General features: G+C 67.9%; 22 protein-coding genes. 14 read left to right on the forward strand and 8 right to left on the reverse strand.

All coding sequences use genetic code 11. The annotated features are described in order from the left end of the window. Window positions 1-114 precede the first annotated feature (114 nt). The 5 genes from ACJH6H_RS01940 (at window position 115) to ACJH6H_RS01960 (ending at window position 5,193) form a co-directional block, all read left to right on the forward strand. On the forward strand, window positions 115-1,527 hold the full coding sequence (locus tag ACJH6H_RS01940) for a wax ester/triacylglycerol synthase family O-acyltransferase (RefSeq protein ID WP_064858407.1): 1,413 nt from the start codon (window positions 115-117) through the stop codon (window positions 1,525-1,527). Window positions 1,528-1,621: 94 nt separating this feature from the next. Next, a complete protein-coding gene (locus ACJH6H_RS01945) occupies window positions 1,622-2,131 on the forward strand; it encodes a DUF6912 family protein (protein ID WP_406774254.1) in 510 nt (169 codons plus the stop codon). Window positions 2,132-2,216: 85 nt separating this feature from the next. After that, window positions 2,217-3,359: a ferredoxin reductase gene (locus ACJH6H_RS01950; RefSeq protein WP_060999164.1), complete on the forward strand. Its 1,143-nt coding sequence runs from the start codon at window positions 2,217-2,219 to the stop codon at window positions 3,357-3,359. Between the two features lie 93 nt (window positions 3,360-3,452). Next, window positions 3,453-4,712, forward strand: a complete 1,260-nt coding sequence (locus ACJH6H_RS01955; protein WP_060999066.1) for a fatty acid desaturase — start codon at window positions 3,453-3,455, stop codon at window positions 4,710-4,712. A gap of 70 nt (window positions 4,713-4,782) precedes the next feature. Next, window positions 4,783-5,193, forward strand: a complete 411-nt coding sequence (locus ACJH6H_RS01960) for a hypothetical protein (protein WP_406774133.1) — start codon at window positions 4,783-4,785, stop codon at window positions 5,191-5,193. Here the strand turns inward: ACJH6H_RS01960 and rsgA are convergent. Both rsgA and aroA read right to left on the reverse strand, forming a co-directional pair. Beyond that, entirely contained in the window at window positions 5,190-6,167 is a 978-nt protein-coding gene (gene rsgA / locus ACJH6H_RS01965; protein ID WP_406774134.1) for a ribosome small subunit-dependent GTPase A, read from the reverse strand. The two genes, ACJH6H_RS01960 and rsgA, sit on opposite strands and share 4 nt — an antisense overlap. Window position 6,168: 1 nt before the next feature. Then, window positions 6,169-7,443, reverse strand: coding sequence for a 3-phosphoshikimate 1-carboxyvinyltransferase (gene aroA / locus ACJH6H_RS01970; RefSeq protein WP_406774135.1), 1,275 nt, complete (start codon window positions 7,441-7,443; stop codon window positions 6,169-6,171). 18 nt (window positions 7,444-7,461) lie between these two features. Between aroA and ACJH6H_RS01975 the strand changes: the two genes are divergently transcribed. Both ACJH6H_RS01975 and ACJH6H_RS01980 read left to right on the forward strand, forming a co-directional pair. Continuing rightward, complete coding sequence (locus ACJH6H_RS01975) at window positions 7,462-8,262, forward strand: SOS response-associated peptidase (protein ID WP_406774136.1); 801 nt, start codon at window positions 7,462-7,464, stop codon at window positions 8,260-8,262. Then, the gene (locus ACJH6H_RS01980) at window positions 8,259-9,731 is read left to right on the forward strand and encodes a methyltransferase (protein WP_406774137.1); all 1,473 of its coding nucleotides are present in this window, start codon (window positions 8,259-8,261) and stop codon (window positions 9,729-9,731) included. Before ACJH6H_RS01975 ends, ACJH6H_RS01980 begins: the two co-directional genes overlap by 4 nt. 2 nt (window positions 9,732-9,733) lie before the next feature. Here ACJH6H_RS01980 and ACJH6H_RS01985 read toward each other — a convergent pair whose 3' ends face one another. Further along, window positions 9,734-10,495 (reverse strand): class I SAM-dependent methyltransferase, encoded by a 762-nt coding sequence (locus ACJH6H_RS01985; RefSeq protein WP_406774138.1) that lies wholly within the window; start codon window positions 10,493-10,495, stop codon window positions 9,734-9,736. Between the two features lie 31 nt (window positions 10,496-10,526). On the opposite strand from ACJH6H_RS01985, the gene ACJH6H_RS01990 reads away from it, so the two are divergent. The 3 genes from ACJH6H_RS01990 to ACJH6H_RS02000 are packed head-to-tail and all read left to right on the forward strand — an operon-like array spanning window position 10,527 to window position 11,886. Further along, window positions 10,527-10,760, forward strand: coding sequence for a hypothetical protein (locus ACJH6H_RS01990; protein ID WP_064980081.1), 234 nt, complete (start codon window positions 10,527-10,529; stop codon window positions 10,758-10,760). Further along, the gene (locus ACJH6H_RS01995) at window positions 10,757-11,641 is read left to right on the forward strand and encodes an oxygenase MpaB family protein (protein WP_406774139.1); all 885 of its coding nucleotides are present in this window, start codon (window positions 10,757-10,759) and stop codon (window positions 11,639-11,641) included. Before ACJH6H_RS01990 ends, ACJH6H_RS01995 begins: the two co-directional genes overlap by 4 nt. Continuing rightward, entirely contained in the window at window positions 11,641-11,886 is a 246-nt protein-coding gene (locus ACJH6H_RS02000) for a hypothetical protein (protein ID WP_406774140.1), read from the forward strand. Before ACJH6H_RS01995 ends, ACJH6H_RS02000 begins: the two co-directional genes overlap by 1 nt. On the opposite strand, the gene ACJH6H_RS02005 is transcribed toward ACJH6H_RS02000, so the two are convergent. Both ACJH6H_RS02005 and ACJH6H_RS02010 read right to left on the reverse strand, forming a co-directional pair. Then, on the reverse strand, window positions 11,883-12,731 hold the full coding sequence (locus tag ACJH6H_RS02005; RefSeq protein ID WP_212806575.1) for an NAD(P)-dependent oxidoreductase: 849 nt from the start codon (window positions 12,729-12,731) through the stop codon (window positions 11,883-11,885). The two genes, ACJH6H_RS02000 and ACJH6H_RS02005, sit on opposite strands and share 4 nt — an antisense overlap. Window positions 12,732-12,754: 23 nt before the next feature. Next, window positions 12,755-13,246 (reverse strand): aminoacyl-tRNA deacylase, encoded by a 492-nt coding sequence (locus tag ACJH6H_RS02010; protein ID WP_406774141.1) that lies wholly within the window; start codon window positions 13,244-13,246, stop codon window positions 12,755-12,757. A 210-nt stretch (window positions 13,247-13,456) separates the two neighbouring features. Between ACJH6H_RS02010 and ACJH6H_RS02015 the strand changes: the two genes are divergently transcribed. Then, window positions 13,457-14,083: a sigma-70 family RNA polymerase sigma factor gene (locus ACJH6H_RS02015; protein ID WP_168176135.1), complete on the forward strand. Its 627-nt coding sequence runs from the start codon at window positions 13,457-13,459 to the stop codon at window positions 14,081-14,083. After that, window positions 14,083-14,394, forward strand: a complete 312-nt coding sequence (gene rsrA / locus ACJH6H_RS02020) for a mycothiol system anti-sigma-R factor (protein ID WP_406774142.1) — start codon at window positions 14,083-14,085, stop codon at window positions 14,392-14,394. The genes ACJH6H_RS02015 and rsrA overlap by 1 nt, the downstream gene beginning before the upstream one ends. Before the next feature lie 55 nt (window positions 14,395-14,449). Here the strand turns inward: rsrA and ACJH6H_RS02025 are convergent, their stop codons facing one another. After that, entirely contained in the window at window positions 14,450-14,524 is a 75-nt protein-coding gene (locus tag ACJH6H_RS02025; RefSeq protein ID WP_085976028.1) for a 50S ribosomal protein bL37, read from the reverse strand. 137 nt (window positions 14,525-14,661) lie between these two features. Between ACJH6H_RS02025 and ACJH6H_RS02030 the strand changes: the two genes are divergently transcribed. Together ACJH6H_RS02030 and ACJH6H_RS02035 are read left to right on the forward strand one after the other, a co-directional pair. After that, window positions 14,662-14,877, forward strand: a complete 216-nt coding sequence (locus ACJH6H_RS02030) for a biotin/lipoyl-binding carrier protein (RefSeq protein ID WP_036421130.1) — start codon at window positions 14,662-14,664, stop codon at window positions 14,875-14,877. Between the two features lie 27 nt (window positions 14,878-14,904). Next, a complete protein-coding gene (locus ACJH6H_RS02035) occupies window positions 14,905-16,398 on the forward strand; it encodes a sensor histidine kinase (RefSeq protein ID WP_406774143.1) in 1,494 nt (497 codons plus the stop codon). Between the two features lie 221 nt (window positions 16,399-16,619). On the opposite strand, the gene whiB1 is transcribed toward ACJH6H_RS02035, so the two are convergent. Both whiB1 and ACJH6H_RS02045 read right to left on the reverse strand, forming a co-directional pair. Beyond that, window positions 16,620-16,874 (reverse strand): transcriptional regulator WhiB1, encoded by a 255-nt coding sequence (gene whiB1, locus ACJH6H_RS02040; RefSeq protein ID WP_020102963.1) that lies wholly within the window; start codon window positions 16,872-16,874, stop codon window positions 16,620-16,622. Window positions 16,875-17,124: 250 nt separating this feature from the next. After that, entirely contained in the window at window positions 17,125-18,084 is a 960-nt protein-coding gene (locus ACJH6H_RS02045) for a diacylglycerol/lipid kinase family protein (RefSeq protein ID WP_406774144.1), read from the reverse strand. Window positions 18,085-18,088 lie beyond the last annotated feature (4 nt).

Below are 18,088 nucleotides of genomic sequence, written 5' to 3' on the forward strand. Positions count from 1 at the left end.
GCACCGGTTTCACCAGGTGCTCGACGCCAATTCGCCGATCCGGTGCTGCGGGGGACCGGTCCCGGGGATACCGTGACGGGGTCGATCCGCCAGGGGTGAAGGAGAGCGGGCTGCATGGTGACCCGGTTGTCGGCGTCGGACGCGTCGTTCTACGGGCTGGAAGACTCATCGACACCCATGTACGTCGGGACGCTGTCCATTCTGCGTAAGCCGCGGGCCGGCCTGAGCTACGAGACGCTGCTGGCGACCGTCGAGGCCAGGCTGCCGCAGATCCCGCGCTACCGGCAGAAGGTCCGCGAGGTCACGCTCGGCCTGGCCCGGCCGGTCTGGGTCGACGACCGCGACTTCGACATCACCTATCACATCCGGCGCTCGGCGCTGCCGTCCCCGGGCAGTGACGCTCAGCTTCATGATCTGGTGGCCCGGCTGGGCTCGCGACCGCTGGACAAGACCCGGCCGTTGTGGGAGATGTGCCTGGTCGAAGGCCTCTCTGACAATCGCCTGGCGATCTACACCAAGACCCACCAGGCGCTCGTCAACGGCATGACGGCGCTGGAGATTGGGCACGTCATCGCCGACCGCACGCAGAAGCCGCCCGAGTTCGGCGAGGACATCTGGATCCCGGGCCGCGAACCCAGCGACGCCTCGCTGCTGCTGGGCGCCATCGGGGAGTGGATCACACGCCCGACGGCACAGCTGGCCGCCGTGCAGTCGGCGGCGGCGGACATGATCTCCAGCACCGAACAGTTCGTCGAGGCCGGCCGGCGCGTCATCGACATGGCCCGCACGCTGGTCCGGGGCACCGCCCCGAGCAGTCCGCTGAACGCCACCGTGTCCCGCAACCGGCGATTCACCGTCGCCAAACACGAGCTGGAGGAGTACCGCCAGCTACGGACGCGCTTCGACTGCGACGTCAACGACGTGGTGCTGTCGGTGGTGACCGGCGCGCTGCGGAACTGGCTGATGTCCCGCGGTCAATCGGTGTCGACGGGCCTGACAGTGCGGGCCATGGCGCCGATGTCTGTCTATCCCGAAACCGACCATCTGGAGACCGCCGGCCCCGGCCAGGCGATCAGCGAGGTGACACCGTTCCTGGTCGACCTGCCGGTGGGCGAGAACAACGCGCTCGTCCGGCTGTCCCAGATCGCGCACGCCACCGAGACCCAGGCCACGACGACCACCCCGGTCGACGCGCGCACCATCGTCACGCTGTCGGGTTTCGCGCCGCCGACGCTGCACGCCATGGGCACCCGGGTCGCGACCAGCTTCCCGGCGCGCCAGTTCAACCTGTTGATCACCAACGTCCCCGGCGCGCAGAAGCAGATGTACGTCGCGGGCACCAAGCTGCTGGACACGTACGCGGTGCCGCCGCTGCTGAACAACCAGGTGCTGGCGCTCGGCATCACGTCGTACAACGGCAGCCTCTACTACGGCATCAACGCCGACCGCGAGGCCATGAGCGACGTCGACGTGTTCCCGAGCCTGTTGCGCGAGGCGCTCGACGAGCTGCGCGAGGTGGCGCGCTGATGGCGTCCAGGAAGGCCCGCGCGAACTCACCACCTATGTGCCAGATCACGTGGCCGAGCTGATGGGCGATCCCGAGAGATCCCTTTAGAGTGCCCTGGTGCGTGTCTATATTCCGGCGACCCTGGCGATGCTGTCGCAACTCGTGGCAGACGGGGTGATGCCGGCCCGCAGCGGTACTGCGTTCGCGGTGACGCCGACGTTGCGTGAGGCCTACGCGCACGGCGACGAGGACGAGCTCGGCGAGATCGCGCTGCAGGAAGCCGCGCTGGCGTCACTGCGGCTGCTGGCCGGCGAAGGGGTCGGCGAGGAAGCCGGGTTGCCGCCGCGGCGGGCGGTGCTGGTGGCCGAGGCCGAAGAAGTGACGGTTCGCCCGGATCTGGACGACGCGGTGGTGCGCCTGGTCGGGCCGGTCAAGCTGGCCGACGTGATCGCGGCGTACGTCGACAACTCGGCGGCCGAGCCGGCGGTGCTTGCTGCGGTGGCCGTCGTCGACGCCGCCGACCTCGGTGACGAGGACGCCGAGCTCACCGTCGGAGATGCTCAGGATCATGATCTGGCGTGGTACGCCGCTCAGGAGTTACCGTTTTTGTTGGAGCTTCTATAGCCCTTGTCCCTGGCTTGCAGGGGTAGCTACTTGTGCGTAGGTTACGGTACCGTAGGTTAGGACGACCAACCGAGCGGGAGTGAACGTGGCCAAGAACACCATCAAGGTCTCGGCCAATGTGGTCGACACGGTGCGGCCCAAGGTTGCCGGCGCCAAGGAACGGCCGGGGTGGCACGCGCTGCGCACGCTCGTCGGGCGCATCACCACACCGCTGCTGCCGGACGACTACCTCAAGCTGGTCAATCCGCTGTGGTCGGCACGGGAGCTGCGCGGCAAGGTTGTCGAGGTGCGCCGCGAGACCGAGGATTCGGCAACCCTGGTGATCAAGCCGGGCTGGGGCTTCTCGTTCGACTACCACCCGGGGCAGTACATCGGCATCGGCTTGCTGGTGGACGGCCGCTGGCGGTGGCGCTCGTACTCGCTGACCTCGAGCCCGGTGGAATCGCGCGGCGACCACACCATCACCATCACGGTGAAGGCCATGCCCGAGGGCTTCCTGTCGACCCACCTGGTCGGTGGCGTGGCGCCCGGCACCATCGTGCGACTGGCCGCGCCGCAGGGCGAGTTCGTCATGCCGGATCCCGCGCCGGGCAAGGTGCTGTTCCTGACCGCCGGGTCGGGCATCACCCCGGTGATGTCGATGCTGCGCACCCTCGCGCGCCGGGACCAGATCACCGACATCGTCCACCTGCACTCGGCCCCGACCGCGGCCGACGTCATCTTCGCCGACGAGTTGGCGAAGCTGGCCGAGGCTCACCCGAGCTACCAGTTGCGGGTGCGGGCCACTCGTACCGAGGGACGCCTGGACCTGTCGAAGCTGGACGAGGAAGTCGCCGACTGGCGGACGCGCGAAGCGTGGGCGTGTGGCCCGGAGGCCATGCTCCACGACGCCGAGCGTGAATACGCGGCGGCGGGGCTCGGGGTGCGCCTGCACCTGGAGCGCTTCGCGGCGTCCCGGGCTGCGGTCGAGGGCACCGGTGGTTCGGTGACCTTCGAGCGCAGCGGAAAGACCGTCGTCGCCGATGCGGCGACATCGCTGATGGAGGCCGGCGAGCAGGCCGGCGTGCAGATGCCGTTCGGTTGCCGGATGGGTATCTGCCAGTCCTGCGTGGTGAGTTTGCTGGAGGGTCACGCACGCGATCTGCGGACCGGAGCGGAACGGGAACCGGGCAGTCGGGTGCAGACGTGCGTTTCGGCTGCGGCCGGCGACTGTGTGTTGGATATTTAACAAAACCGCAGATCTGGGAAATATAGAATTTGCTGTCTAGCAACCTACGGTTGAGTAGGTTACGCTAGCGTAGGTAACTGGAAGGAGGTCGATATGGCAGTCACTGACGTACCTGAATTCACGCACTTGACCGAAGCCGATATCGAGGCTCTGGGCGTCGAGCTGGACGCGATCCGGCAAGACATCGAGGAAAGCCGCGGCGTTCGCGACGCGCGCTACATCCGCCGCACCATCGCGGCACAACGTGCTCTCGAAGTGGCCGGCCGCCTGCTGCTGTTGCGCAGCTCGAAGCGGTCGTACTGGTGGGCCGGGGCAAGCACCCTGGGCGTGGCCAAGATCATCGAGAACATGGAGATCGGCCACAACGTCATGCACGGCCAGTGGGACTGGATGAACGATCCCGAGATTCACTCCTCGACGTGGGAGTGGGACATGAACGGGGTCTCCAAGCACTGGCGGTTCACCCACAACTTCATGCACCACAAGTACACGAACATCCTCGGGATGGACGACGATGTGGGCTACGGCCTCATTCGCGTCACCCGGGACATCCGCTGGAAGCCCCATCACCTGTTCAACCTCGGGTTCAACACCGTCCTGGCGTTGTTGTTCGAGTGGGGCGTGGGTCTGCAGCACCTGGAGCTCGGCAAGATCTTCAAGGGCCGCGACGACCGCAAGGCCACGATGATCCGCGTGCGTGAGTTCGGCACCAAGGCCGCGCATCAGCTGGGCAAGGACTACGTCGCGTACCCCGCGCTCACGTCCCTGTCACCGGGCGCCACGTTCAAGTCGACGATGAAGGCCAACTTCCTGGCCAACGTCATCCGCAACGTGTGGGCCAACGCGGTGATCTTCTGCGGCCATTTCCCCGATGGCGCCGAGAAGTTCACCAAGACCGACATGGTCGGCGAATCCAAGGGCGAGTGGTACCTGCGCCAGATGTTGGGCAGCGCCAACTTCAACTCGGGTCCCGTGCTGCGCTTCATGAGCGGCAACCTGAGCCACCAGATCGAGCATCACCTGTACCCGGACCTGCCCAGCAACCGGCTGTACGAGATCTCGATCCGCGTTCGGGCGCTGTGCGAGAAGTACGACCTGCCCTACACCACCGGGAACTTCCTGGTGCAGTACGGCAAGACGTGGCGCACCATCGCCAAGCTGTCGGTGCCGAACAAGTACCTGACCGACACCGTCGACGATGCCCCGGAGACCCGGAGCGAGCGGATGTTCGTCGAGCTCGACGAGAGCTTCGGCGCCATCGACCCGGCGACCGGCAACAAGCGCGGTCTGAAGACGGCCATCGCCGCCGTGCGCAGCCGCCGTCGGGCCAAGCGCGCCGCAGCCGCCGCGTAAAGCAGTCGTGAAAACCCCCAAAACCGCCCGGTTTTGGGGGTTTTCACGTTTCCCTGCGGTCCTTCTGGCAGTGGCGCTCGCCGTCGCCTGCTCGCCGGGGCAGGCGCGGCCCGACACCGCCGCCGTGCAACTGGGCCACGAGTTCGTCCTCGCCGGCGGGCAGTCCGCGGTAATTGACGGCTCAGCGGTCGACACCGCGCCACTGCGGCTGAAATTCGATCGGGTGCTTGATGATTCGCGCTGCCCGAAGCGAGTGTCGTGCGTCTGGACGGGTGCGGCCCGGATCGCGGTCATCGCCACGCCCGATGGTCAGCAGTCGACGACGCTGGAGTTCAACACCAATCCCGCGCCGGGACAGACGCACCTGATCGAGACGGTCGGTGGCTACATCGTCGAACTGCGGTCGCTGGACCCGTATCCCGAGACGCCGGGCACCATCCCGCTGCCGGACTACCGCGCGACGATGCTGGTGGCGCGTTAGTACGTCGGCTCGTTCAGGACCGCGAGGAGACGACGGGCCGCCGCGACGCGGTCGACGGCCGCGCCGGTGAGCGTGTCCAGCGCGCATTCCGGATCGGCCGGTGGGCCCATGTGCCCGCAGCCGCGGGGGCAGTCCTCGATGGCCTCGGCGAGGTCGGAGAACGCCATCAGCACGTCGTCGGGCTGGATGTGCGCCAGCCCGAACGAGCGGATACCCGGTGTGTCGACGACCCAGCCGTCGTCGAGCGGCAGTGCCACCGACTGCGTCGAGGTGTGCTTGCCCTTGCCGACGCCCGACACGTCACCGGTGGCCCGGTCTGCTTCTGGCACAAGGCGATTCACCAGTGTCGATTTGCCGACGCCGGAGTGGCCGAGCAGCACGGTGATCTGACCTTCGAGCAGGGGGGCCACGGCGTCGAGCGGGTCGTCGCGGCCCGCGGTGATGATCGTCAGATCCAGGCCGGTGAACTCGGCGGCGAACGGTTCGGCGGGAGCCAGGTCCTGCTTGGTCAGGCACAGGATGGGCCGCAGCCCACCGACGTACGCGGCGATGAGGGCACGCTGCACCAGCCCGGCACGCGGCGGCGGATCGGCCAGCGCGACCACCATCAACAACTGGTCGGCATTGGCGACCACCACCCGTTCGGTGGGGTCGGTGTCATCGGCGGTGCGGCGCAGCACCGTTCGGCGCTCGTCGCGGCGGACGATGCGCGCCAGGGTGTCGGGCTTGCCGGACAGATCGCCGACGATGCCCACCGAGTCGCCGACCACGATCGGGGTGCGGCCCAGTTCGCGGGCCCGCATCGCGGTGACAATGTGGTCGGGATTGCCGTCCAGCGCACAGCCCCACCGGCCGCGGTCGACGGTGACGACCATGGCCTCGCGCGCGTCGGCGTGGGTCGGCCGGTTCTTGGTACGCGGCCGCGAACCTTTGCCCGAGCGCACCCGGACATCGGATTCGTCGTACTCCCGCAAGCTATTTCCCGGCCAGCAGGTCGGCCCACATACCGGGGAAGTCTGGCAGTGTCTTGGCCGTGGTGGCGATGTCCTCCACCTGGACGCCGGGCACCCGCAGCCCGATGATCGCGCCGGCGGTGGCCATGCGGTGGTCGGCGTAGGACCGCCAGAGGCCGCCGTGCAGCGGCACCGCCGTGATCACCAGATCGTCGTCGGTCTCGCGGCACTGGCCGCCCAGCCCGTTGATCTCGGCGGTCAGCGCGGCCAGGCGGTCGGTCTCGTGCCCACGCAGATGCGCGATTCCCGACAGCGTCGACACCGAACCCTCGCTGGCCAGCGCGGCGAGCGCGGCCATCGACGGCGCCAGCTCGCCGACGGCCTTCAGGTCGGCCTCGAAGCCGCCGTAGCTCTGCGCGCCCCGGACCTCCAGGAACGAATCGACCACCTGGACAACGGTATTCAGCTTGCCCAGTAGCTCCAGGACGTCAGCGGTCGGCTGCACGCTCTGCTGCGGCCAGTGGGCCAGCCGCACCGTGCCGCCCGTCACCGCGGCGGCGGCCAGGAACGGCACCGAATTCGACAGGTCGGGTTCGATGGCCCAGTGCCGCGCCGCGATCGGGCCCGACGCCACGTGCCAACGGTTCGGCTCGCTGTGGTCGACCTCGACGCCCGCCTCGCGCAGCATCGTGATGGTCATCTCGATGTGTGGCTGCGACGGCACCGTCGCACCGGTGTGGATCACTGTCAAACCGTCGCGGAAAGTGGCTCCCGCCAACAACAGTCCGGACACGAACTGCGACGACGACGAAGCGTCGATCCGCACCTCGCCGCCGGCCACCGACCCGGTGCCCGACACGGTGAACGGCATGCCGTCGCCGTCGATGTCGACGCCGAGACCGCGCATCGCGTCCAGCAGGGGCGTGATGGGACGGGTCTTGGCCTGCTCGTCACCGTCAAAGATGACGCGTCCGGTGCCTTGCGCGGCGACCGGCGGGACGAACCTCAGCACGGTGCCGGCGAGCCCGCAGTCGATGCGTACGTCCCCGGCGGGGGAGATGGCGCCACCGACGGTCAGTTCGGTGCCGTCACCGGTGATCGTCACGCCCAGCGCCTGCAGTGCGCCGATCATCAGGTTGGTGTCGCGGCTGCGCAGCGTGCCGCTGATGGTCGAGGTGCCCTGCGGTGTGGCCAGGGCTGCCAAGATCAGCGCCCGGTTGGTCTGCGACTTCGATCCCGGCACGGTGACAGTGGCCTGCACCGGACCGGTCACCGACGGTGCGGGCCAGAGTTCCATGCCCCTATCCTGCCTGGTATGTGCGGGCGATTTGCAGTCACCACCGACCCGGCGCTGCTGGCCGAGAAGATTCAGGCTCTCGACGAGACGAATGCCAAGGCGTCGGACGTCACCAAAGACGGCGGTGAACAGGGCGGCACCCTGCCGTCGGCCAACTACAACGTGGCGCCCACCACGACGATCAGCACCGTGGTGCGGCGGCATTCCGAGCCTGACGACGAGCCCACCCGCCGGATCCGGTCGATGCGCTGGGGCCTGATCCCGCCGTGGGTCAAGACCGCGGCCGACGGCGCGCCGGACACCAAGGGGCCGCTGCTGATCAACGCGCGTGCCGAGACGCTCACCACGTCGCCGGCGTTCCGCGGATCGGCGAAGTCGAAGCGCTGCCTCGTCCCGATGGACGGCTGGTACGAGTGGCGGCCCAACCCGGCCGCCGACGGCAAGAAGGCCACGAAGACGCCGTTCTACATGCACGCCGCGGACGACGACCTGCTCTTCATGGCGGGTCTGTGGTCGACGTGGCGGCCGGCCGGCGCGCCCAAGGACAGCCTGCCGCTCGTCAGCTGCACCATCATCACGACGGAGTCGGTCGGGCCGCTGGCCGGCATCCACGACCGCATGCCACTGACCATCAGCGCCGGTGACTGGGACCGCTGGCTCGATCCCGACGCACCCATCGACGAGGGGCTGTTGCGCGGGCACGGCGACCTGGACCGCATCGTCACCCGTGAGGTGTCCAAGTTGGTCAACAGCATTCGCAACAACGGCCCCGAACTCATCGAGCCCGCGAAGAACGAACCCGAAGGGACCCTGTTTTGACCGCCCTGGACCCGCTGTTGGTGGAAGCCCTCGGCGCTGATCTGCGCTCGGCCGGTTACACCACCGACGGCGTGGCCGAACTGCTCGGCGACGACGCGAACGCCGCGATGGGCCGGGGCGTGTGGTGGCCGGCGCTGCGCGCGACTGCCGGCGGCGGCCGCCTGGCCACGCTGGCGCGGTTGTTCCTGCTGGGCACCGACGAACCGGCGGATCAGGTGCGGGCGGCGTTCCCGTCGGCCGGTCTGGCCGAATTGGCGGCGGCCGGCGTGCTGGAGGAGGTGGGCGACACCGTCAGGGCGGCCCTCGACATCCGGCCGCACAGTGATGGTGAACGCGATTTCTACGTCGTCTCCGATCAGGACGCCGCCCTGCGCGGCGGGGCCGTCGAACATGAGCATGTGCTCGGCATCGGTGGTGCGTCGATGTCGTTGGCGCGGGCCGTGATTCGCACCCCGGTGCAACGCGCGCTCGATCTGGGTACCGGCTGCGGCATCCAGGCGCTGCACCTGAACGGGCACTGCGCCGACATCGTCGCCACCGACACCAACCCGCGGGCGCTGACGCTGGCGCGGGCCACCGCGGGGCTCAACAGCATGTCGTGGGACCTGCGGCCCGGCAGCCTGTTCGAGCCGGTGGCGGGGGAACGGTTCGACCTGATCGTGTCCAACCCGCCGTTCGTGGTGGGCGCCGGTGCCCAGGACTACATCTACCGCGACTCGGGGGTGGCCGGAGATGGACTGTGCCGCACCATCATCGAGAACGTCGGCAACTACCTGACGCCGGGTGGCACCGCGCAGATCATGGCCAATTGGATTGTCCGGGATGACGATTGGCGGACCCGGGTGCAGGACTGGCTGGCCGGCACCGGACTGCACGCCTGGGTGGTGCAACGGGAACTGGCCGACCCGGTCAGCTATGTGTCGCTGTGGCTGGCCGATGCGGGGGAGTCCGCGGAGCAGATCGCGCAGCGCGGCGCGGACTGGCTGGACTGGTTCGACGCCGAGGGCATCACCGGGATCGGCATGGGACTGATCTCGCTGCGCGTGCCGCGTCCCGGTGAAGCGCCCGAGCAGATCCTCGAGGAGATCACCGACGAACCCATCACGGGTATCGAGGTGGAGGCGTTCTTCGCCCGCCGGGCCTACCTGCGCGCCACCTCCGACGAGGCGTTGCTCGCCGCTCGGCTGTCGACCGCTCCGGTACTGCTGGAACAGCATTCACTGCCGGGGCCGGACGGCTGGCAGGAGATCGGGTGCGCGGTCCGTCGCCCCGGCGGGCCGGGCGCGGTCCTCGGGGTGGACGAGGTGTTCACCGCGCTGCTGGCCGGCTGCCGCGGTGAAGTGCCGCTGGGCACACTGATCGGGCTGCTCGCCGCGCATCACGGTGTCGATGCCGACGCCCTGGCGGAGGCGGCGCTGCCGGAGATTCGCGAGGCCATCGCCCGCGGAATCCTGTATCAGGCCAACTGAATTCAGCTCCGGCGCCGCGCCGTGATCACCGCGTACGGCGCGTCGAAGGCGACGGTGCCGTCGGGTGATTCGTGCGCGGCGAACGCTGCGGTGAAGGCCGCGACGAGTCGGCTCCGGGTCTCGTCGTCCAGGTACGTCAACGTGGTGACGTGCATGGGTGATTCGTCGGTGACGAAGCGCACCGCGTCCGCCACGGAGCCGAATCGCCAGACGAGAACCCTGTTTTCGATGGCGACGTCGGCGAAACCGGTGTCCAGCCGCTCGTGGACGAGCTCGGGTACGCCCCACTGATCGGGTGAGTACGGGCCGGGCTCTGGTTGCCCCAGAACCTCGACGACCGGGGTGAAGAACGGATTGTCCCCGGCCTTGACCCATGTCGAAAACCCCAGGGCGCCACCGGGTTTGAGCAGCCTTGCCAGCTCGGCGACCATCGTTGTCGGTTCGACGAAGATGACGCCCATGTTGGACACCGCGGTGTCGAAGGAGGCGTCGGGCAGTCCGGTGGCCGACGCGTCGGCCGCGACCCACTCGACAGCGTCACCACCGGGTTTGGCCGCGGCGATGGCGACCAACTCCGGCGTGATGTCGACGCCCGTGACCTGGGCGCCGAGGCCGGCCGCGTGCAGCGACGCGTTACCGGTCCCGCAGGCCAGGTCGACCAGTGCGGTGCCCGGCCCATGCGGCACCGCGTCGACCACCTCGAAGGCGATGGGTGCGATGAATTCGGCGACGGCCTCATACCGTCCGACTGACCACGTCGACATGCGGCCACTGTATGCCTAGGTTGAAAGCACCATGACCGACGACGAAGAACGTGCACCGGGCATCTTCGGTTTCGAGATGACGATCGCGGAGTGGCTGGGCACCGCCGCCATGCTCGCCGCGCCGTATCTCGTGCTCGGCGTGCTGTGGGCCGTGACCCACACCGGCGCGTTCGAAGCGGCACACGGCCCCGAACGGGTGCTGGTGTTCGCCCGGACCGTGGTGTTCTGGCCGATGCTGCTGCTGACGAACATGTGCCTGCCATGACGGGCGACCCATCCGCGCTGACGCTCGCGGACTGCCGCATCCAGATTCGGCGCCGCACCGCGCGCTGGGACGAGTACCCGGTGACCATCGCCGACGCCGCCGACTTCTGGGGCGCGGCGGCCAGCGCCGCCAACGTCATCATGCAGCTGTCGTGGCCGGGTGTCGGGTACGGCGTGGTCGAGAGCAAGGTGGACTCGGGGAATCTGCTCAAACATCCGTGGAAGCGCGCCCGCACCACGTTCCAGTACCTCGCGGTCGCCATCCTGGGCAATGACGAAGACCGGGCCGCCATGCGCAAGGCCGTCGACACCGCACACCGGCAGGTGCAGTCCGGCCCCGACAGCCCGGTGCGCTACAACGCTTTCGACCGCGACCTGCAGATGTGGGTCGCCGCATGCCTGTTCGTCGGCATGGAGGACGTCTACCAACTGCTGCGCGGCGAGCTGACACCCGAACTGGCCGAACAGTTCTACCGGTCGGCCGCCCCGTTGGGCACCACGCTCCAGGTCACCGCCGACCAGTGGCCCGCCACCCGGGCCGATTTCGACGACTACTGGACCGCGGCCTGCGCCAAGGTCGCCATGGACGACGCCGTCCGCAATTACCTGACGGACCTCGTGCGCCTCAAGATGATCAATCCGGTTCTGGCACTGCCGTTTCGGCCGCTGCTGGCGTTCCTCACCGGAGGTTTCCTGGCACCGGTGTTCCGGGACGCGATGCGCATGTCGTGGGGCAGCGGCCGCCAGTATCTGTTCGAAACACTGTTCCGGCTCGTCGCATTCGTCAACCGGTTCCTGCCGCTGTTCATCCGGCAGGCCGGCAGCTACGTGCTGCTGGCCTACGTCCGCAGGCAGATTCGCCGAGATGGGGAGTTGATCTGATGCGACGCTTGCTCAGCCGGCGGGTCAGCGTCGGCGCGATGGCCGAATTCCTGCTGTGGCTGGCGCTGCCGTACCTGCTGATCGGGATGGCCTGGACGTTTCTGCACCCGCATGCGGTGCAGCAGGTGCAGAAACAGTGGGACCGGGCATTTCCCGCGATCGCGCCGCTGGCCGCGCTCGTCGAGGTGACGGTGGCGTGGCCGCCCATGGTCACGGGCGTCGAGATCTGCCCGGCCACCGATTAGGGGCCGGTGTATCCGGGCGGGTTGGGGGTGTCCACCCACAGGTCGACGCCGAGCTCGGCGTTCGGGGTGCAGTTGTACACCGACAGGTCGGTGACGCCGGACTCCAGCAGCACGTCCTCGCACAGCAGGCTCTGCCCGGTGTATTCACGGGCCGGCTTGTTGAAGATGGCGTAGGCGGCGTCGGAGTACACCTCGGGCTTGCGGGCCTTGGCCATCGCCTCGTCACCACCGAGCAGGTTCTGCACCGCGGCAGTGGCGACCAGGGTGCGCGGCCACAACGTGTTCGAGGCGATGCCGGCCTCGCGCATCTCTTCGGCGATACCCAACGCGCACAACGTCATTCCGTACTTCGCCATCATGTACGCGGTCGGCTTCAGCCACTCCGATTCCATCCGGATGGGCGGCGACAGGGTCAGGATGTGCGGGTTCTCGCGGCCCTTCATGTGGGGGATACACGCCTGCGAGACGGCGTAGGTGCCGCGGATCTGGATACCGTTCATCAGGTCGAAGCGCTTCATCGGCACCTCTTCGATGGAGCCGAGGTTGATCGCCGAGGCGTTGTTGACGCAGACATCGATGGCGCCGAACTGCGCGACCGCCTGGGCCACGGCGGCGGTGACCGAGTCGGGGTCGCGGACGTCGCCGACGATCGGCAGCGCCTGGCCACCGACCTCCTCGATCTCCTTGGCCGCGGTGTAGACGGTGCCGTCCAGCTTGGGATGGGGCTCGGCGGTCTTGGCGAGCAGCGCGACGTTCGCGCCGTCGGCCGCGAACTTCTTGGCGATGGCCAAACCGATGCCACGGCTGGCACCGGAGATGAACATGGTCTTCCCGGACAGTGTCATGCGCACACCCTATGCCGCCGGAGTTACCGCGGAGTACATATCTCGGCAGTCACCGCCGAGGTGGCGGCCACCAGGTCTGCGGGGGCCAGCACGAGGTCCAATCCGCGTTTGCCGGCGCTGCACAGCACCCGGTCCCAGTCGAGTGCCGACCGGTCCACGACCGTGGGCAGCGATCTGCGTTGCCCCAGCGGGGAGATGCCGCCGACGACATAGCCCGTGGCGCGTTGTGCGGCGGCCTGCTCGGCCATCTCGGCCTTGGGTACGCCGAGCGCCGCGGCGGCGGCCTTGAACGACAGCTTGTCGGGCACGGGCAGCACCGCGACGGCCAGGCCACCGGGGATCGCCAGCACCAGCGTCTTGAAGATCTGCGCCGCGACGAACCCCTCCGCCGCCAGCTCGATGACGGCCTCGTCGCCGAACGACGTGGCCCGCGGGTCGTGCCGGAACTGCCGGATCTCGTAGCCGATTCCCGCGGCCTGCAGGGCCTTGATCGCCGGGGTTGCCGCGCTCGCCATGGCTGGCAAGCGTAGAGGCCGGGAACAACTGTGTGGTGCGGTGCTGTTACTCCCGTCAGCATGGTCAATTAATGGCTCGCGAACTTGTCGGTCGCAGCCTCTAGGATCGGACGGAAGGGGACACAGGTGCCAACGGCATGTCTGGAACGTCCGGTCGAGTTACCGGACCTGTTGCGTGGCGCCGCGACAGAAGGGACGGTCTCGATCACGATGACCGACATCGACGGGCTGGGTTCCGCGGTCGAGAGCGACGCGGAGCTGACGGCGCGGTTCGAGCGCGATGCGATTCCGCTGCTCGATCAGCTCTACGGCGGCGCGCTGCGCATGACGCGCAATCCTGCGGACGCCGAGGACCTGGTCCAGGAGACCATGGTGAAGGCCTATTCGGCCTTCCACTCGTTCCGTGAGGGCACGAACCTCAAGGCGTGGCTGTACCGGATCATGACCAACACGTACATCAACAGCTACCGCAAGAAGCAGCGGCAGCCGGCGGAATACCCGACTGACGAGATCACCGACTGGCAGCTGGCGTCCAACGCCGAGCACTCGTCGACCGGTCTGCGGTCAGCTGAGGTTGAAGCGCTGGAGGCGCTGCCGGACACTGAAATCAAGGCGGCGCTGCAAGCGTTGCCGGAAGAGTTCCGGATGGCGGTGTACTACGCCGACGTCGAGGGCTTCCCGTACAAGGAGATCGCCGAAATCATGGATACCCCGATCGGGACGGTGATGTCCCGCCTTCACCGTGGCCGCAAGCAGCTGCGTGAACTGTTGACGGGCGTCGCCCGCGACCGGGGCTTCCTCCGTGGAGAGAGCCTCGACACCCAGGAGGTGTCCTGATGGGCGAGGAGTTCACGCGCCCCGAGGGGCACGACTTCCAGCCGCCGATCGGCCCGGTCGACCCGGAGCATCCCGAATGCGCCGCGGTGATCACCGAGGTATGGACGCTGCTCGACGGCGAATGCACCACGGAGACGCGCGACAAGCTGCGGGTCCACCTGGAGGAATGCCCCACCTGCCTGCGCCAGTACGGCATCGAGGAGCGGGTGAAGGCACTGATCGCCACCAAGTGCAGCGGCGAGAAGGCTCCTGAGGGCCTGCGGGCGCGCCTGAAGCTCGAAATCAGCCGCACCACCATCGTCCGCGGCTGACAACGAAAAACCGCCCGGTTCCGTGAGGAGCCGGGCGGTTTTTTGAAGGCGTGGGTCAGGCGTTGGGACGCCGGCCGTGGTTGGCCTTCGAGTGCTTACGGTCACGCTTCTTGCGGCCACGCTTGGCCATGATGGTCCTCCAAAGGTTCGGTTGCTCGCCCTACAGTGTCGCACGGCCACGCCACCCAATTGCAAACCGTGGTGCTGTGGTGCAATAGAGGCCGCAGGGACCGCCTGCGTACAGATACGTAGACGAGTGGGGTGAAGATGGCCGAGGACGTTCGCGCTGAAATCGTGGCCAGTGTGCTCGAGGTCGTGGTTCGCGAGGGCGACCAGATCGGCGAGGGTGACACGGTGGTGCTCCTCGAGTCGATGAAGATGGAGATTCCGGTGCTGGCCGAGGTCGCCGGCACGGTGACGTCCGTCAACGTGGCTGTCGGCGACGTGATCCAGGCCGGCGACCTGATCGCCGTCATCGGCTAGGCAACCCCCAGAATGGGATAACGAGACGTGTCCACACTCGGTGATCTGCTCGCCGAGCACACGGTCCTGCCCGGCAATGCGGTCGACCACCTGCACGCCGTGGTCGGTGAATGGCAGCTGCTTTCCGACCTGTCGTTCGCCGATTACCTCATGTGGGTCCGGCGCGACGACGGGGCACTGGTGTGCGTGGCCCAGATTCGGCCCAACACCGCGCTGACGGTGCTGTTCGCCGACGCGGTCGGGACCATCAACTCTGCCGCGGACATGCCCGCCGTCACGGCGGCCTTCGAGACCGGGCTCATCGGCCGGGGAGCCGAAAGCGCCGCCGTACAAGGTGATTCGCGACTGAACCTGGAGGCCGTCCCGGTCCGCTACGGCAATGACGTGGTCGCGGTGCTCACGCACCAGACTGCGCTCGCCGACCGCCGCAAGGTGGCGCCGCTCGAGCGGGCCTATCTGGACTGCGCCCGCGATCTGCTGCGCATGCTGGCCGAGGGGACGTTCCCGAACGTCGGTGACGTGCCGATGTCGCGGTCCAGTCCACGCGTCGGTGACGGCCTGATCCGGTTGGACGTCGACGGCGTCGTGACGTTCGCCAGCCCCAACGCCATCTCGGCCTATCACCGCATGGGGCTGGTCACCGAGCTCGACGGCCAGAACCTGATCAGCGTTACCCGGCCGCTGATCTCCGATCCCTTCGACGCGCAGGAACTGGCGAACCACGTCCGGGATCTGCTGGCGGGCGGCTCGAGCATGCGCATGGAGATCGACGCCGGCGGCGCCGCGGTGCTGCTGCGCACCATCCCGCTGTCCGTGGGCGGGCAGGCCGTGGGCGCGGCGGTACTGGTCCGCGACGTCACGGAGATCAAGCGGCGGGACCGCGCGCTGTTGTCCAAGGACGCCACGATCCGTGAGATTCACCACCGCGTGAAGAACAACCTGCAGACGGTGGCGGCATTGCTGCGGCTGCAGTCCCGGCGCATGAACAACGCCGAGGCGCGGGAGGCGCTGCTGGATTCGGTGCGCCGGGTGTCATCGATCGCCCTGGTGCACGACGCCCTGTCGCTGTCGGTGGACGAGGAAGTGAACCTCGATGAGGTCATCGACCGCATCCTGCCGATGATGAACGACCTGGCCTCGCTGGGCGCCCCCATCCGGGTGCGGCGGGAGGGCGATCTGGGAGTCCTGGACGCCGACCGCGCGCACGCGCTGATCATGGTCATCACCGAGCTGGTGCAGAACGCCATCGAGCACGCTTTTGATCCGAGTACCGAGCAGGGCAGCGTGACCATCAAGTCGGACCGGTCGGCGCGCTGGCTCGACGTCGTCGTGCACGACGACGGCCACGGCTTGCCCGACGGCTTCACCCTCGAGAACTCGGACCGGCTGGGGCTGCAGATCGTGCAGACCCAGGTGTCGTCGGTTCTCGACGGGACGCTGAGCATGAATGCGGCGCCGGGTGGTGGCACCGATGTGGTGCTGCGGGTCCCGATCGGTCGCCGCGGCCGGGCCGCGCAGTAGGTGCAGGGGCCGAGCCGCGCAGTAGGTACAGCGGCTCGCTCAGTAGGTACACCGCAATAACCCAGCAGCGCAAGCTATTTTCGCGTCTGGGTCACCCACCGTGAGCGTGCACACAGATCGCGATTTTCGACAGATCCGCGATCTGACGGCACGTTCGCGGCGCCGCTCGGCGCAAAAAATGACCCCGGCTCGTCGCCGGGGTCATTTTTCGAATGCCGTGGCTAGACGCTGGTGCGGGCCTTGGTGCGGGCGTTGCGACGCTTCAGCGCGCGACGCTCGTCTTCGCTCATGCCGCCCCAGACACCCGCGTCCTGGCCGGACTCGAGTGCCCAGCTCAGGCACTCGGTGGTCACCGGGCAGCGGTTGCACACGAGCTTCGCGTCAGCGATCTGAGCGATGGCCGGGCCGCTGTTTCCCACGGGGAAGAACAGTTCCGGATCCTCGTCGCGACAGACCGCCTTGTGGCGCCAATCCATGGTCAACACTCCTCACTGGGCGCGCAGCAAAGCGCGCAATGTTTTTTCACTTCGGCTGTTAACGGGTGCACACGAAATGTTTCTGCACTGTTGCATCTGATGTTTTCACAGGCTGGACAGATGTCAATAGCGGCGCGTTAACTCGTGGGCAATGTCACTGCGGACCCGCGTTGGCAGGCCCCTGAACCAGTTGTACTACACTGGGCCCACCTGCGCCCTAAATTTTGCAAAGTGTTACCAAGATCGCTGGTCACTGTGTTTTTGCTGGGGGCGCGACCACATTGAGAGCCGCCGGCACCGACGTGAACGTCATGCTTTCGCGCAGGCCAACGAAATCTCCGTCGATCTGACACGCGACAGGTGTGTCACTTGTCACGCGCAGCCACGGCAGGTCGTCATCGCGGATCAGGTGCGGGCCTTCAATCTGTGGCGTACGCGACAGCATCCGTCGTAGCAATCGCAGGTTGGCCCAGATGCCCATGCTCGTGGTCGCGAACACGCCCAGCCCCGTTTCGAACGTCGTCGTCGGGTTGGTCCAGACCGGCCGGCTGTTGGCGTAGGTCCACGGGCTGGCATTCGACACGAACGCGAAGTGCACACCGGTGACCGGCTCGCGGTCCGGCAGGTGCAGCGTCAACCGCGGGGGCTTGCGGGCGCTGCCGACGGCCTCGCGGATCGCCACCCGGATGTACCGCGACGCGGTCACCTTGCGGCCTTTGGCCCGCTGCGCCTCGACGGCCGCCACGACCTCACCGTCGACGCCCATACCGGCGGTGAACACCGACCAGCGGTCACCGCAGTCCATCAGCCCGATGCGGCGCCAGGGCACGCCCCGGCGGTAATCGCTGAGCAGGTCGACGAGCTGGTTCGTCGCCTCGAGTGGATCGGGGCTGATGCCGAGGGCCCGGGCGAACACGTTCGCCGAGCCGCCGGGCACCACGCCGACGGCGGTGTTGGAGGCGCCCGGCACGCCGTTCGCGTGCCCGAGGATGCCGTTGACCACCTCGTTCACGGTGCCGTCGCCGCCGTGCACGATCACCACGTCGGTGCCGTCAGCGGCGGCCTGGTGCCCGATCTCGATGGCATGGCCACGGTGGTCGGTATGCGCGACGGTGAGGTCGACGCGGCTCTCCAGCGCGTGGGCAAGGAGGTCCCGGCCTGCCGGGGTCGTCGAGGTTGCGTTCGGATTCACGATCAGCACGGCACGCACGGGT

This window comes from Mycobacterium sp. SMC-21 (genome assembly GCF_045310825.1).
Lineage (GTDB): Bacteria > Actinomycetota > Actinomycetes > Mycobacteriales > Mycobacteriaceae > Mycobacterium.